The organism is Acaryochloris sp. 'Moss Beach' (assembly GCF_021497025.1).
Lineage (GTDB): Bacteria > Cyanobacteriota > Cyanobacteriia > Thermosynechococcales > Thermosynechococcaceae > Acaryochloris > Acaryochloris marina_A.
The window spans coordinates 2,081,430-2,095,714 of sequence record NZ_CP071717.1; the positions used below are offsets into that span (position 1 = coordinate 2,081,430).

At 48.3% G+C, this 14,285-nt stretch carries 14 protein-coding genes; 9 read left to right on the forward strand and 5 right to left on the reverse strand.

The window, feature by feature from the left end; translation table 11 throughout:
• Nucleotides 1-34: 34 nt before the first annotated feature.
• Nucleotides 35-430: an aspartate 1-decarboxylase gene (panD, locus tag HRE53_RS09680; RefSeq protein ID WP_235110181.1), complete on the reverse strand. Its 396-nt coding sequence runs from the start codon at nt 428-430 to the stop codon at nt 35-37.
• A gap of 126 nt (nt 431-556) precedes the next feature.
• On the opposite strand from panD, the gene HRE53_RS09685 reads away from it, so the two are divergent.
• From HRE53_RS09685 to HRE53_RS09720, 8 genes are all read left to right on the forward strand, one after another.
• A complete protein-coding gene (locus HRE53_RS09685; RefSeq protein ID WP_235110182.1) occupies nt 557-1,234 on the forward strand; it encodes a DUF4129 domain-containing protein in 678 nt (225 codons plus the stop codon).
• Nucleotides 1,231-2,379 carry a DUF4350 domain-containing protein gene (locus HRE53_RS09690; RefSeq protein WP_235110183.1) on the forward strand — a complete coding sequence of 383 codons (1,149 nt, stop codon included), beginning with the start codon at nt 1,231-1,233 and terminating at the stop codon, nt 2,377-2,379. Before HRE53_RS09685 ends, HRE53_RS09690 begins: the two co-directional genes overlap by 4 nt.
• A complete protein-coding gene (locus tag HRE53_RS09695; RefSeq protein ID WP_235110184.1) occupies nt 2,376-3,317 on the forward strand; it encodes a MoxR family ATPase in 942 nt (313 codons plus the stop codon). The genes HRE53_RS09690 and HRE53_RS09695 overlap by 4 nt, the downstream gene beginning before the upstream one ends.
• Entirely contained in the window at nt 3,314-4,777 is a 1,464-nt protein-coding gene (locus HRE53_RS09700) for a DUF58 domain-containing protein (protein WP_235110185.1), read from the forward strand. Before HRE53_RS09695 ends, HRE53_RS09700 begins: the two co-directional genes overlap by 4 nt.
• Before the next feature lie 71 nt (nt 4,778-4,848).
• Nucleotides 4,849-5,346: a tetratricopeptide repeat protein gene (locus HRE53_RS09705; protein WP_315876579.1), complete on the forward strand. Its 498-nt coding sequence runs from the start codon at nt 4,849-4,851 to the stop codon at nt 5,344-5,346.
• 226 nt (nt 5,347-5,572) lie between these two features.
• On the forward strand, nt 5,573-6,118 hold the full coding sequence (locus HRE53_RS09710; protein ID WP_212663246.1) for an Npun_F5560 family protein: 546 nt from the start codon (nt 5,573-5,575) through the stop codon (nt 6,116-6,118).
• 212 nt (nt 6,119-6,330) lie between these two features.
• Nucleotides 6,331-7,254: a UDP-glucuronic acid decarboxylase family protein gene (locus tag HRE53_RS09715; protein ID WP_212663247.1), complete on the forward strand. Its 924-nt coding sequence runs from the start codon at nt 6,331-6,333 to the stop codon at nt 7,252-7,254.
• Nucleotides 7,255-7,359: 105 nt separating this feature from the next.
• The gene (locus tag HRE53_RS09720) at nt 7,360-8,739 is read left to right on the forward strand and encodes a UDP-glucose/GDP-mannose dehydrogenase family protein (RefSeq protein WP_235110187.1); all 1,380 of its coding nucleotides are present in this window, start codon (nt 7,360-7,362) and stop codon (nt 8,737-8,739) included.
• 18 nt (nt 8,740-8,757) lie between these two features.
• Here HRE53_RS09720 and HRE53_RS09725 read toward each other — a convergent pair whose 3' ends face one another.
• On the reverse strand, nt 8,758-9,516 hold the full coding sequence (locus HRE53_RS09725) for a M15 family metallopeptidase (protein ID WP_235110188.1): 759 nt from the start codon (nt 9,514-9,516) through the stop codon (nt 8,758-8,760).
• 147 nt (nt 9,517-9,663) lie between these two features.
• Entirely contained in the window at nt 9,664-10,509 is an 846-nt protein-coding gene (locus HRE53_RS09730; protein WP_235110189.1) for a pentapeptide repeat-containing protein, read from the reverse strand.
• Here HRE53_RS09730 and HRE53_RS09735 point away from each other — a divergent pair.
• Nucleotides 10,508-11,422 (forward strand): phosphodiester glycosidase family protein, encoded by a 915-nt coding sequence (locus HRE53_RS09735; RefSeq protein ID WP_235110190.1) that lies wholly within the window; start codon nt 10,508-10,510, stop codon nt 11,420-11,422. The two genes, HRE53_RS09730 and HRE53_RS09735, sit on opposite strands and share 2 nt — an antisense overlap.
• 19 nt (nt 11,423-11,441) lie before the next feature.
• Here HRE53_RS09735 and HRE53_RS09740 read toward each other — a convergent pair whose 3' ends face one another.
• Both HRE53_RS09740 and HRE53_RS09745 read right to left on the reverse strand, forming a co-directional pair.
• Nucleotides 11,442-12,125 (reverse strand): CAP domain-containing protein, encoded by a 684-nt coding sequence (locus tag HRE53_RS09740; protein ID WP_212663252.1) that lies wholly within the window; start codon nt 12,123-12,125, stop codon nt 11,442-11,444.
• Between the two features lie 497 nt (nt 12,126-12,622).
• The gene (locus HRE53_RS09745; RefSeq protein WP_315876436.1) at nt 12,623-14,233 is read right to left on the reverse strand and encodes a radical SAM protein; all 1,611 of its coding nucleotides are present in this window, start codon (nt 14,231-14,233) and stop codon (nt 12,623-12,625) included.
• Nucleotides 14,234-14,285: the final 52 nt, after the last annotated feature.

Below are 14,285 nucleotides of genomic sequence, written 5' to 3' on the forward strand. Positions count from 1 at the left end.
CATTGCGCTATCAGTGAAAAAATGTCCAATGCATTTACGTCAAACACAATTCCGGAGTTGACGAATTCACAACAGGTTGACCCTCGATCACACGATTATCTTGATCCACCAACACTACCTGCGGTTCAAAGCCTGCTATTTCTTCGGACGTCAGCTGGGCATAGGTCATAATAATCACCCGATCGCCACGGATACCGAGTCGCGCTGCGGCACCATTTAACTCCACAGCACCCGAATCGGCAGGAGCTGGAATGGCATAAGTGACCAATCGTTCACCGTTGTTCATATTCACGACTTGAACTTGCTCGTAGGGAACAATCCCAGCCGCATCCAATAACGTTTGGTCGATACTGATACTGCCCACATACTCGAGGTTCGTTTCTGTGAGTGTGCAGTGATGAATCTTGGAAAATAAAAAGGTGCGATGCATATAGACCATTCTACAGTCAGTCTTTATAGTCCGACTGTAGGTCAGAACACCGATCCTCACCTACGTACTCTAAGATAGGGGGCGGAACCTTGTGTTCGAACCAACGCCTACTTGGGATTCAGGACTATGGCTTCTACCATACCCTTAATCAGTGCTGTGAGCCAGTTTGATCAAGCGATCTGGCAAGCTGAAAATTCCGTTCGACAAACCAGAGAATGGGTTGAGTTTCAATGGCAACGTTTAGGACACTGGGTGTTGGGCAACGAAGCAGCTAACCTGAATACACCGCCTTGGTGGGGCGATATTCTGCTATGGATTGCCCGGGGACTGGCAGTGTTAATTGTCCTCTGGGTTTTACGAACCCTCTATCAGCAACTCAAAGGCTGGCGACGCTGGTTTTCTAAAAAAATTGCCCTGAGCGATGCCATTCAACAGCCTCTTATTTCAGACCTAACTACCGTTCAAGATTGGCTGCAGCAAGCAGTCCAGGCTCAAACTGAAGGGGATTATGCCAACGGCTGCCGTGCCCTTTATATGGCCTTACTGCTGAGGTTAGAAGAAACTGGCTGGATCTACCGCGATCGTGCCTTTACAAACCAGGAATATTTGCGACGATTAGAATCTCAATGGGTTTTGAAGGCTAAACCTACTCGTTTACAGGCAACTTGGCGGCAGATTTTTCAAGTCCATGATGCGTCCTACTATGGAGCTGCATCTGTTACTCCTAAGACTTTCCAGTCTTGTCAGCAGGCCTATGAGACGTTAGACGGAGAGTTGGACCAGCCCCATGAGGTCAGTTCATGACCCAAACGGCCCAATCTTCCCCCACCCGCATTACCCCCAGCAAAGGGCCTGGGAAACGATGGTTATGGGCCATCTTAGCCGCAGCGGCTTTGCTCACTCTGCTCTTTATCAATGCACCCAATCAGCAAGACGGATCAACCTACAGTCGGTCCAATAAAGGCTACCGAGGGTGGTATGACTTTATGGTCGAACAAGGCTACTCCATCGAGCGCTGGCAAAAACCTTATTCTGAGCTACAAGGCCAGAATCAAACCTTGATTCGCATTACCCCCAGCCTAGAGAAAGCCAGGGAGCAAGACCCTTCATGGGACAGTTTTGACTCATGGGTGGAGCAAGGAAATACGGCCATTCTCTTAACCTGGGATGGCTCCGTGACTGCTGCCTCATTTAGTAGTGATCTCACCAGTGAAGCCGGTCCAGTTCGCATTGACACAGCTCGACGTAGAAAAAAGCTGGGTTCTGTATATCAAAGCAGGCTGGATGATGACTATGGCAGTGTGGTGTGGTCACAGTCATTGGGTAAAGGTCAGGTAATTTTTGCCACCTACCCTTGGATTGGGGCCAATATTTATGCGGATCAGCCTGGAAATTATCCCTTTCTGCAACAGTTGGTGCCTGAGTCAGGGACGATTTGGATGGATGAACGGTTACATGGCTATCGAGACAACCCAAATCAGGATGCAGAAGATGCTCGCAAGGCTGAGAATCTCTGGCAGTTTTTTGCCCAAACCCCTGTCGCCGCCATGGCAGCTCAATTGGTCTTGCTGATCTTGATTTGGATTTGGGGACATAATCATCGCTTTGGCTTACCCTTGCGTCTTCCTCAAGAGTCCAAAGACAATAGCCAGCAATATATTCAAGCGCTAGCGGGCACCCTAAATCATGCCCATCAACGAGAACTCGTCCTCACCCAGCTCAGTCAGTATCTGCGACAATCCTTATGCCAACGTTTAGGTCTTACCAATGGGCCGAAAGGGCAATTACCTCCTGATATAGCTCTAGCCAATCAGTGGGCAACATCTACTGGACGGAACGACCAAGAATTATTAGAGTTATTACAACAATCCGGCCAGCAATCCATAACCGATCGGACACTGCTAGCTTGGGTCAATAAAGCCGACGCTATTTTGCAGGATCTCCCTTGAATCAATCCTTTAAACAACTGCAACAGCAGCTTAGCCAAATCGTCATCGGTCAAGACTCTATCGTCGAAGGACTGCTGATTGCTCTGCTGGCAGAGGGACATGTCATCCTTGAAGGGGTCCCAGGGACAGCCAAGACCCTAATTGTTAAACTGCTGGCTACGCTGATCAGTGCAGATTTTCGACGTATTCAACTCACCCCAGATGTCTTGCCAGCGGATATTTTGGGGACTAATATTTTTGATTTCAATAGCAAAAGCTTTACCCTCAGCAAGGGCCCGATTTTTACCCAAATCCTGCTGGCAGATGAAATCAACCGTACGCCACCCAAAACCCAGGCGGCCTTGCTCGAAGCAATGGAAGAGCGGCAAGTCACTTTGGATGGTAAGACCATTGCCCTGTCCAAGCTATTTTGGACGATTGCCACCCAGAACCCCCTAGAGTTCGAAGGAACTTATCCATTACCCGAAGCCCAGTTAGACCGATTTTTGCTAAAGCTAGTGGTCTCCTATCCGGGCAAAGCCGCCGAACAACAGATGCTCCATAATGTCCTCAGTGGCTTTGAAGCGCGAGAGTTAAAGCACATGCCCCTTGAGCCTGTGATTACCGTTGATCAAGTCCTAGAGGCACGGCAACAGGTGCGTCGGATCCGGGTAGAAGGCCAAGTACTCGATTATTTGCTAGAGCTGGTGATGGCAAGCCGACAACAAACTGAACTGATCTTAGGGGCCTCACCCCGGGCGGCAGTGGGGTGGCTACGGGCTGCCCAAGCTCATGCTTGGCTGGCGGCTCGGGATTTTGTGACGCCGGATGATGTGAAAACGATGGCGGCATCTCTCCTACAACATCGCTTGATCCTGAAACCCGAAGCCCAACTAGATGGTGTATCCATGGATCAAGTGATTCAGACTCTGCTGACCCGCGTCCCTGTACCCCGATGACTAACGCTCCTCAGTCCGAGTTTAAGTCTCCCTTTCATCGGCAATCCAATCCGGTGGTACAGCCGTCGCCGACAAAACCCGGTCCCCCTCAACCTACTATTCCCCATTTATTGCCAACATCTCGTCTGTATTTGGTGTTAGGGCTAGGGCTACTCATCCCCTTAGGGTTAGCCTGGATCCCAGGAGAGGGCATCGAGTTAGGCTGGGCGGCCATGCTCTTATTCAACATTGTGGTGTTGATTGCGACCTGGATCGATTATCAGCGATCCCAACGGTGGGATATTCAAGTCACTCGCCATTGTGACCCCCGTCTATCTATTGGCCGGAATAACCCCATTCACTTAACCGTGACCGTTGGATCTGGCCCTGGCAAAGCCAGACAAGCCCAACTGCACCTGAGAGATAGCTATCCTCCCGACTTTCAGGCCGACCAGGAGCGACTGATTCTTCAAATCGCTCCCCACACCGAAACCGACGTTACTTATCATGTGTTTCCCCTACAACGGGGAGCCTTTCGATGGCAAGGCTTGACCTTACGGCTACTTAGCCCTCAAGGGTTAGCCTGGACAGCTTGGCAAATCCCCATTGAGACTGAGGTGGATGTCTACCCTGACTTAATGGGGCTGCGATTACTGTCTGTGCGCTTAAGTCTGGAGGCAGCCGGCGGCTTGCGTCGCCGTCTGCGCACCTTAGGGGGAACCGAATTTGCCGAATTACAGGAATACAATCGGGGCGATGATCTGCGACTCATTGATTGGAAAGCTACGGCCCGTCGAGGGCACCCCCTGGTGCGAGTCTGTGAACCTGAGCGAGACCAGCCCCTACTGATTTTGCTAGATCGGGGCCGACTGATGACAGCCCAGGTCGCAGGTCTGAAGCGGTTTGATTGGGCTTTAAATGCCACCTTATCTTTGGCAATGGCGGGTCTACGGCGGGGCGATCGCGTCGGCGTCTGTGTGTTCGACAATGACATTCACACCTGGATCCCCCCACAATCGGGAAATTCCTATCTATCTCGGATTCTGGAACAGGTGTATAACCTGGAACCAGTGATGACGGAATCGGACTATGTGGCCGTTGCCAGTCGGGTGCTCAGCCAGTATACTCGGCGGGCTTTGGTGGTTTTGCTAACGGATATTGTAGATGCGATCGCATCTAGCGAACTCCTAACGGCCATGGCTCGTCTATCCCCGAGATTTTTACCCTTCTGCGTTGCCCTCCGGGATCCTCAAGTTGATAGTCAAGCCCATCAGTCTTTGGCGCTGACCCAAACAGCCAACGATTTACAAGTTCAGCGATTATACGAACAAGCCGTTGCCTTAGACTTACTGCATCAGCGATCCGTTGCCTTTGCCCAACTTCAACAGCAGGGCGTCTTAGTCTTAGATGCCCCTGCCCCTAGCATTAGCGAGCAATTGGTGGATCGGTATCTCTTGCTAAAAGCCCGTAATCGTTTGTAGAATGCAGGGCCTAACCGATCTGAATTAACCGTCTATCTACCGTGTCTTCCGAAGTCGATACTCACCTCCAAATGATGAGCGCCTACACCAAAGGTCGTGAAGCCTTTGAACATGGTTATTATCGAGAATCTGTAGAATCCCTAGTACAAGCCATTGCCTTGGTCAATCGAAACTCCCCCTTGGACGGCGAAATGCAAATGTGGCTGGTGACCGCCTATCAAGCTGCGGGGCAACAGCAAGAGGCCATCAGTCTATGCCGAAAACTACAGATACATGGTCACTGGGAAACTCGCAAGCAAAGCAAGCGGTTGCTTTACATCTTGGAAGCACCGCAGCTGGAGAAGAAGTCAGAATGGCTGACCCAAATTCCTGATTTAAGCGAGGTGAACGAAGAAGATGTCAAAGAACGGATGGGAGTAGGCAACTTCTCACCATCAGTGACTAAACTTCGCCCAACTGAGCCAGAGCCGATTGATTGGAGTCAAGTCGACACCAAAGAAAGCAATATCGTTTGGGTTGCCCTGATTGCACTACTTTTGGTACTAGGGGGCTTGGTGTGGCTGAGGTAAATAACCAACCTATGTCCCTCGCATCAGCTTGGGCACAGCACCGCGTAAAATCATAAAAAATGACGGCAAGATAATATTCAGGCAAAAAATGGGAATGTTAGAGTGACAATAGACTCATCCCAACAACAAGCACGCCCTAGGCGTAAATTCTGACTTGAGTGGGGTGAACGACAAACTGAGTCCCAGATAGCAAACTAGTATTTATCACCAGTGGAGTTGCTAAGGCGTGGATTATTCCCAACCCCATATCTCTTCCAGAGATGTTCAATCTGAAGTCCTACAGTTGAACCAACAATTACAAATGCGCGATCAGTTAGTGGATCAGCTTTCAACTGAGCTGTACCGACTCATTAAGGCCAATCCTGCAGCACTCCCACCAGCCCAGGGGCTAACCCCAGCCGCCCCAGCACTGCCGATGCAAACCTCCCCAGCCCGCCAGAACAGTACAGGGGACTTGACCGCATTGGAATCCCAAATCGAGTTTTATCAAACACAAATTGATAAACGAGATACCCAAATTGCGCATCTACAAAGCTCTTGTCAAAGTCTGAGTGAGCGCAACCAAATGCTGGAGCATGTCATTCAAGAATTACCTGAAGTCTATCGCCAGAAATTTTCCAATCGACTCAATCATGTCAAAACTAAAGTGAAATCTCTGCAGCTGGAAAATCGCAGATTATACTCCGCCTTACAGGATTCTAACTCCCCCTCAACAACCGATAGAATGTCCTTACCTGCTCGCAGCAAAGCCGCCCGAGAACGGACACCCTAATCCCTAGAGTGAATGAAACAAACAGGGGGCGAGATCGGTCAATCCAACTCCCACCTTAGATTCAATCCTAGATAATGTTGTCCTTTCAGTCCTGGATAGAGATTTATTTTCGTGCCAAGACATAGCGCTTTCCTCAATTGTCAGGCAAACTTAGGAAGCAGTAGCCATATTGTTACCTTCCAGTCCAATTTTTGTTGTGAAAAGCCCTAATTATGAGAATATTGGTCACCGGTGGTGCTGGTTTTATTGGATCTCACTTAATTGACCGCTTAATGGCAGACGATCACGAAGTGATTTGTTTGGATAACTTTTATACAGGACGCAAACATAACGTTCTCAAATGGTTAAACAATCCCAAGTTTGAAATTATTCGCCATGATGTAACAGAGCCGATCCGCCTGGAAGTGGACCAAATTTATCATTTAGCATGCCCTGCATCTCCCGTTCACTATCAATATAATCCCGTCAAAACGATTAAAACGAACGTGATGGGGACATTGATCATGCTAGGGCTAGCTAAACGGATTAAAGCTCGATTTCTCTTGGCTTCTACATCAGAAGTCTATGGGGATCCAGAAGTACACCCTCAAACTGAAGAATATCGGGGAAATGTTAATCCCATCGGCATCCGGAGCTGCTATGACGAAGGTAAACGAGTCGCTGAGACCCTAGCCTTTGATTATCATCGTCAAAATAATGTGGATATCCGGGTCGCTCGTATTTTCAACACCTACGGCCCCCGGATGCTGGAGCAAGATGGGCGAGTCGTGAGTAATTTTGTCGTCCAAGCGTTAAAAGGTATCCCTTTAACCGTCTATGGCTCCGGCAAACAAACCCGTAGCTTCTGCTATGTCTCCGATTTAGTTGATGGACTGATGCGATTAATGAATGGGAACAGTATTGGTCCCATCAATTTGGGTAACCCCGATGAATATACGGTGTTAGAGTTGGCCCAGACGGTTCAATCCATGGTCAATCCTGATGCAGCCATTGAATATAAACCTTTACCAGAAGACGATCCACAACAACGTCAGCCGGATATTACCAAAGCTCGAACAGAATTAGGATGGCAACCCACCATTCCGTTAAAAGATGGTTTAGAACGCACCATTGAACATTTTCGAGCTCGGCTTTAGGTAACACTAAAAATTAGAGAATCAACTGCCCTGGGCAGAACATGGCTCTATTTTCCCCTTGACGATGCGCCCTTAAATACATTGCTGGTTATATAGGAGTTTTATATGAAAGTCTGTGTGATTGGAACAGGTTATGTCGGTCTGGTGACTGGCGCTTGTTTAGCTCGCATTGGTCATCACGTCATTTGTGTTGATAACAACGAAGAAAAAGTCAAAGTCATGCAGGCTGGCCAGTCTCCTATTTTTGAGCCTGGTTTATCGGAAATTCTGCGTGAGTCCATTGATGCTGGCAATATTGAGTTCACAACGGACTTAAAGGCTGGCGTTGAGCATGGCGACATCTTATTTATTGCTGTGGGCACCCCTGCACTGCCCACGGGCGAAAGTGACACTCGCTATGTTGAGGCGGTCGCCAGAGGCATTGGCTCCCACTTAACAGGCGACTATAAAGTCATTGTCAATAAATCAACGGTCCCCATTGGATCGGGTGACTGGGTCAAGATGATTGTGCTAGAAGGCTTAGCCGAAGCTAAAAAACAGGCTGGAGGTGCCGTCGATACGTCTAATTTAGACAGCAAAGGCTTGTTTGATGTCGTCAGCAATCCCGAATTCCTCCGGGAAGGCTCTGCCGTCTTTGACACCTTTAACCCCGATCGCATCGTCTTAGGGGGGGCCGATCCCAATGCGATCGCAAAAATGCAGCAACTCTACGAACCGATCGTCAAACGACAGTTCGCCGAAGATCAGTCCCTCCCGCCCGTACCCGTAGTTGTCACTGATCTCAGCTCTGCTGAAATGGTGAAGTATGCTGCGAACGCCTTTTTGGCCACCAAAATCAGCTTTATCAATGAGGTCGCTAATATTTGCGATCGCGTGGGTGCTGATGTCGTCCAAGTCGGTAAAGGTATTGGTTTAGACTCCCGAATTGGCAGTAAATTTCTCCAAGCTGGCCTCGGCTGGGGAGGCTCCTGCTTCCCGAAAGATGTTTCAGCCTTGGTGCATACTGCCACGGACTATGGCTATGAAGCCATCTTGCTAGAGTCCACTATCAAAGTGAACCGGCATCAGCGGGTGATCGTGATTGAGAAACTGCAGCAAACCCTGAAGATTCTGAAGGGTAAAACCGTGGGTCTGTTGGGTTTAACCTTTAAGCCCGATACAGATGACATGCGGGATGCGCCAGCCCTCACCCTGATTGATGAACTCAATCGCCTAGGAGCCAAAGTGAAGGCCTATGACCCCCTGCTATCCCAAAGTGGATCGAGTCATGGTCTATCCAACGTCAGTGTAGAGACTGATGTGGAACGTTTGGCCGATCATTGCGATGCACTAGTGCTGGTCACTGATTGGGAAGTCTTTGAAACGCTGAACTATAAGCGAATGGCAGAACTGATGACCCACCCTGTGCTCATCGATGGCCGTAACTTCCTCAATCGCAAGATGCTGGAAGAAGCTGGCTTTCAATATGTTGGCATAGGTCACTAATCCTCAGCCGCATCGAGCTTAAGATCCAACTGGCTCGATGCGGCCATAGCGCGCCTTAAAGGTGAGATGGGGCTGTTCAAGTTGATTGAGCCAGGCCCACATTTGATCGCCTAAGGAAAAATGCCACCACTCTTGTTGATGGCGCTGAAAGCCTTCCTTTTGCATGGCTTCACACATAATCCTACGGTTTTGATCGGCTTGCTCGGCAAGCCGTTTTTCGTGGGGTGGGGTTTGAGGATTAGTGGCGAGATTCGCGAAGTAGTGGGGATGCGATCGCACCGACAATTCATCAATCTCTGACCCCATAAATACAGGTTCGTTAGTTGTCCAATCAAACAGGGTGATATCTACCGCAGCACCCGTACTGTGAGGGGGAGGTGATTTAGGATCCACATTAGGAGGCGCCCATAACCCATATACCTCCTGCCATGCTTCTTCTTTCTGACTGGGCGATAAGGTTTCTGGTTGCCAGCCTTTCTCTTGGAGAACTTGAGCATAGGTGAAATTCACCATAAAGGCCTGCACCGCAATGGGGCGGTAGGCATCAAAGATCATAATTTGCCAGTGGGGCTGAAGCTGCTGGAGATAGCCTTGGGCAGATTGGAGAGCTTCTAACACACTCTCCCGGAGAAAATAGGGAGAGGCCTGCTCATAGGGGGCACCTAAAACTTGATAAGGGTGAGGAGTTTCAAAGGCAAAGCGATCCTGGGGAATGGGTAGTAGGGTCTCCCCCGATTCAACAATCGGCATTTGCAAATAAGGCTTGCTGATTGGCATACCAAAAACTCAAGCTAGAGGGAATACGCGGATATCAGAACATTGGTGGTGTCTTTAATAAAGGAAATCCGTGCTGAATTTCCCCCATCCAACAATACCCATGGGCTGACAACTCCAACAACAATAGCGAACTCTCCCAATAGATTACTACCCCGATGACGTAGAGTTTGCAGGCTCTCTAGTTCTCGCCCGTTCACTGGGTAATCCATACCGATTTCTTTTGTAGCTGTCTAACTGGATGTCACCTAAATTGACATCTGATAAATCTGCTCCTCGCCATGAAGTGTGGGCAAAGTCTTTCAGTTCGAGTAAAAGATTGGCAATCACTTGGAGCGTTATCCCCAAAAAGACGAGACAGAGTACACTCCAACCAACCCCTGCCACGAGTTGTTGGACATTCAACAGGCTACTAGCTCGGGTACCACTAAAAAAGCAAAACCCATAAGCCGCACAACCACCGACGGTATAAATTGCTAGGGTAACCAGCCGAGTCCTGGTAAAAGCACTCATTACAACTGTGAAGGCTCCCGCAATACAGGCAGTCATAACTGCAGCCTGAGGATCATTCTTCAGCATGACCCCACCATAGAAAAAGCCTAATAGCGCCCCTGTGGTCAGAGCTGCGATAGGCTTTACTCGTCGTCTACGGGGACAAATCGCACTACTGATACCTGCACTAGCTAGAAACCCTAGCAAGGCCATGAGGTAAGGATAGGTTGACACCTCAGCAGTGACTCCCAATCCCCCAAAGAGCATCTGACTCATGGCATAAAAGGCCAGCCCTACAAAATCGATCACGACCAATAGACCGATTAAGATAGATTCAGGACCATAACCTACCCTGGCTCGATCAAAATTGGCCCCTTTTAATTGAGCCAAATCGAAACTACATCCTCGAAGATCAGAACCACTAAAATTGGCCTGCTGTAAATTCTGACCTCGAAAGGAACGATTCCGGAGGTTCCGGTTAGACCACTTGTGTACTTCAGTCATGCAACGATTAAAAATTTGGGGATGGGCAGCCATCTGTTTTAGTTTACTAACCCCTTTGTACTGTTATGGCAGATCACAATGGCAACGTCCGGCCCAAACCCCTCAGATCCAGCAATTGTTTGCCGGTATTACTTACCAACGGCAAATTCATAGTTCTCCTCGCCCCTATATCGTTCATATTGCCAAAATTAATCTCACCCATCCTGGTATTAGATTAATCGCAACCCCAGGGCAGCTTGCAGACGATAACAATGAATTCCATGCCGAACCCACCTCAGCCTTTCTCACCCAATTTCGCCTGCAGTTGGCCATGAATGCAGGCTATTTCTACCATTTCACCGAAAAAACCCCTTGGGATTATGCACCGCATGTTGGCGGTCGGGTGAATGTATTAGGGCAGTCCATCAGCATGGGACAACAATATTCTCCTCCTCAGAAAACGTGGCCTGTCCTCTGCTTTGATCAAAACCAGCAGGGCACAATTGTGGAAACAGGAAGTTGTCCACCTGGCACCCTCCATGCTGTAGCTGGCAACTATATCCTTCGCCCTGAACAACCACTAAAGTTAGACTCAGATAAACCCTATGCCCGTTCCATCGCGGCATTAGACCAAGCTGGGACAACCCTCTGGCTGATAGTAGTGGATGGCAAACAGCCCGACTACAGTGAAGGAGCAACCCTTGCTGATATTGAGCAACTGATCAAAAAACTTGGAGCTGATGTTGCAATCAACCTTGATGGTGGCGGATCCGCCACCTTAGTAACATCTACCAGATCCGGAGCAAAACTTTTGAATGCGCCGATCCATGGCAAATGGCCCATGAATGAACGGCCCGTTGCTACCCATTTAGGTATCTATGCCTCACCCATAGGGGAAATGGCTGATGCCAAACTAGATTCTGGACAGCCCTGAGTAAACCATCAACTCGAAGTTAGGGAGTATGCCGAAAAACATTCTCCTGTCCAACCTCTAGCTGGGTTTGTAGCCCTGATCGGGATATAGTCTGCTTCAGAATCTGTTTTGCTGGATCAGATTTGAGAACCGTTTGATAGGGTTTTTGGCCTCGATAGTTGCCAGGTGGGTTGTAATTGCACACCCAAATTTCTTGAGAACCAGAGCGAATATTGGCACAACCCACTTCCGTCGTTTTCTGCCAAACCAGCTGAGTATAGTGACCACAGACCCCCGAGCAGCGATTGGTCTCGTAATCATAGTGCTTGATTTCATCGCCCCACATATTCACCACTTGGGTCGGTGACAGTTGTTGGTGAGCCGCCCACGTTAAGTTCTCACCGTAGGGATTATTAGGACGGTGGTAGAGCCGAAAATTATCGTTAGCTAAATGATTAGCCCAGGCTTGGGCATGGGTTGCCAAATCATCCGACCAAGTGAGCGGGGGAATACCCGTTCGCTGACGCCATTGATTATGAGCCTCCAGCATCTCATGTGACCACGTTGGGCGATGAGAACTATGACTGGTAGAGGCTTGGATATTAGATGGGTTGACTGGCTGAGAAGAATGGTCTGTACAAGCTAGCGCAATCGATGTTGCGACACTACCAACACCCACCAAACTAAAAACAAGAAAGAATGAAGAATATAGCTTACGCAGCATAGTAAAACATAAACAAATTAATCGACATAGATGAATTACCTAGCCTAGAGATACTTCAAGACATAAAAAAATGCCCATATAGAAATAAATAGGCACTAAAAAAACATGGCCTATTCTTAAGTTTCATGCATTTAATCACTCCAGCAGGATATGGAGTGACCGAACAGAATAGACAATTATTTTTTCTAAAAGAACAAAAGATTGGCATCGTTTCCTGGAATGGACTCCACCAACGACTGATCAACCCTATTTCTGTGCTCTAAATCCACCAAAAACCAACAGCGGCTATATCCTATATAACTGACGAAGGAAGGAAAATAGTCCAGTAGAAATACCGAATTCTCTAATATAGCTACTTTAAATCCTAAATATTTCCCGGAATTAAAACCATTTCAAAACTATTAAAAAAACGGAAAGTACCGCCACAGATCGATCAGCTTCATAGAGAAGAGCAGGAATTTGAGCAACTAATGCCATAAATTATTTGGTTCTATAATTCACATAAAATCTGTGGCATTGAGTAAATGTTTTTCTAATGTGGATTGTGGCAGAGGACCTTGCAAGTGAGACCAAGGTAAAATTTGATCCGTTGACCATTCTTGAAAAACGTAAAAGTCTAAAGGAGGGATTTGCCCTCGAAGTTGCTTAAATGCTCGACGATAGCTCCCTAGGGAATCACCAAAGTGTCGAGTCAGTTCTAATAGATGGGAAACTCGTCTATCACCGCGGGCAAGTAAAGCCTGAATAATTGACCATTTATAGCTTTCAGGCCTAAAGTCAATCCCTTGCGATCGCAACTTCTTCTGCATCAATTGCAGGGACTTTTTGGCTGTGGGATTCACGCCAAACCACTGAAAGGGCGTATGAGCTTTGGGGACAAAGGTGCTGCATCCTAAGGTTAATCGCAGCCCAGGCACCTCTTTCTTTAACTGCAGCATTAGCTCAATCGTCGCTTCGACATCAGAGTCTATTTCCCCTGGAATACCCACCATCCCATACAGTTTTATACCTTTCAGTTGACCTTCATAAGCATTGGCAGCCGCTTGGTAAATCTCATCATTTTGTAATTTCTTATTGATAATCTGCCGCAATCGCTCAGAGCCACTTTCAATGGCAATGGTAATAGAGCGAGTATCACGCTGAGCAAGCACCTGAGCCAACTTAACCGTCACAGTATTGGTCCGCACGGATGCAATACTCAAACGCACCTGATCTCGGTCTGCATGGGCAAAGTAGTCGATCAGCTGATCAAACTCTGGATGTTGGGTTACAGAGGCCCCTAAAAGGCCAATGCGTTTGGTAACAGCAAGTCCTTTTTCGATTTGGGGGAGTAACGTTTGGGTCGCATCTGGGGTCCGAAAGGGCAGCGTTAAATAGCTGGCTAGGCAAAAACGGCACATTTCTGGACAGCTGCGCACCACCTCTACCATATAGATACTTTCCCAAGCCGCCTTGGGGGTGACGACCGTTGAGGCTGACAAGGTATTGCCGCGATAGGTCTGTTTTTGGACTTGGGCTGGCACGTCTGCAGAGTTGGGTTTGATAGTTGCGATCGCACCCTCCGATGCCTGGTATTGCACCTCATACAAACTGGGAATATACACCCCCGGCACTTGTGCCAAAGTCAGCAGCTGGGTAGAACGATCAGCTTGATAAACCGTCTGAAACGTATCCACAAACTGCCCCAGCAACTCTTCGCCATCCCCCAGCAGAATCACATCAAAGAAATCAGCAAAGGGTTCGGGATTCGCAGTGAGCACTGGCCCGCCCCCAAAGACTAAGGGATGGGCCGCAGTCCGGTGCTCACTACGCAACGGAATATCCAAATCCTCCAACATCTGCAAAATATTGGCATAATCCAATTCCCAGGACAGAGAAAAACCCAATAGTTGGGGCTGTTGGGGTAAGGGTTCATGGACATCTGTGAAAAGTCGGCTAACCTGTAGATCAGAGCGTGCACACAGCATGGCCCAAACGACCTGGAAGCCCAAACTAGTAATTCCTACACAGTACGTGTTTGGAAATGCGAAAATAAGCGGAAGCCTATTGGGTGTTGGCGTTCCTGGTGTAAACAATAATTGCTCTGATTGAAAGATTGAGGTTGACACTTAAACTAGAGACACTTTGAGGTCTAGAAGAGGCTAATGTAACAGTATTTAG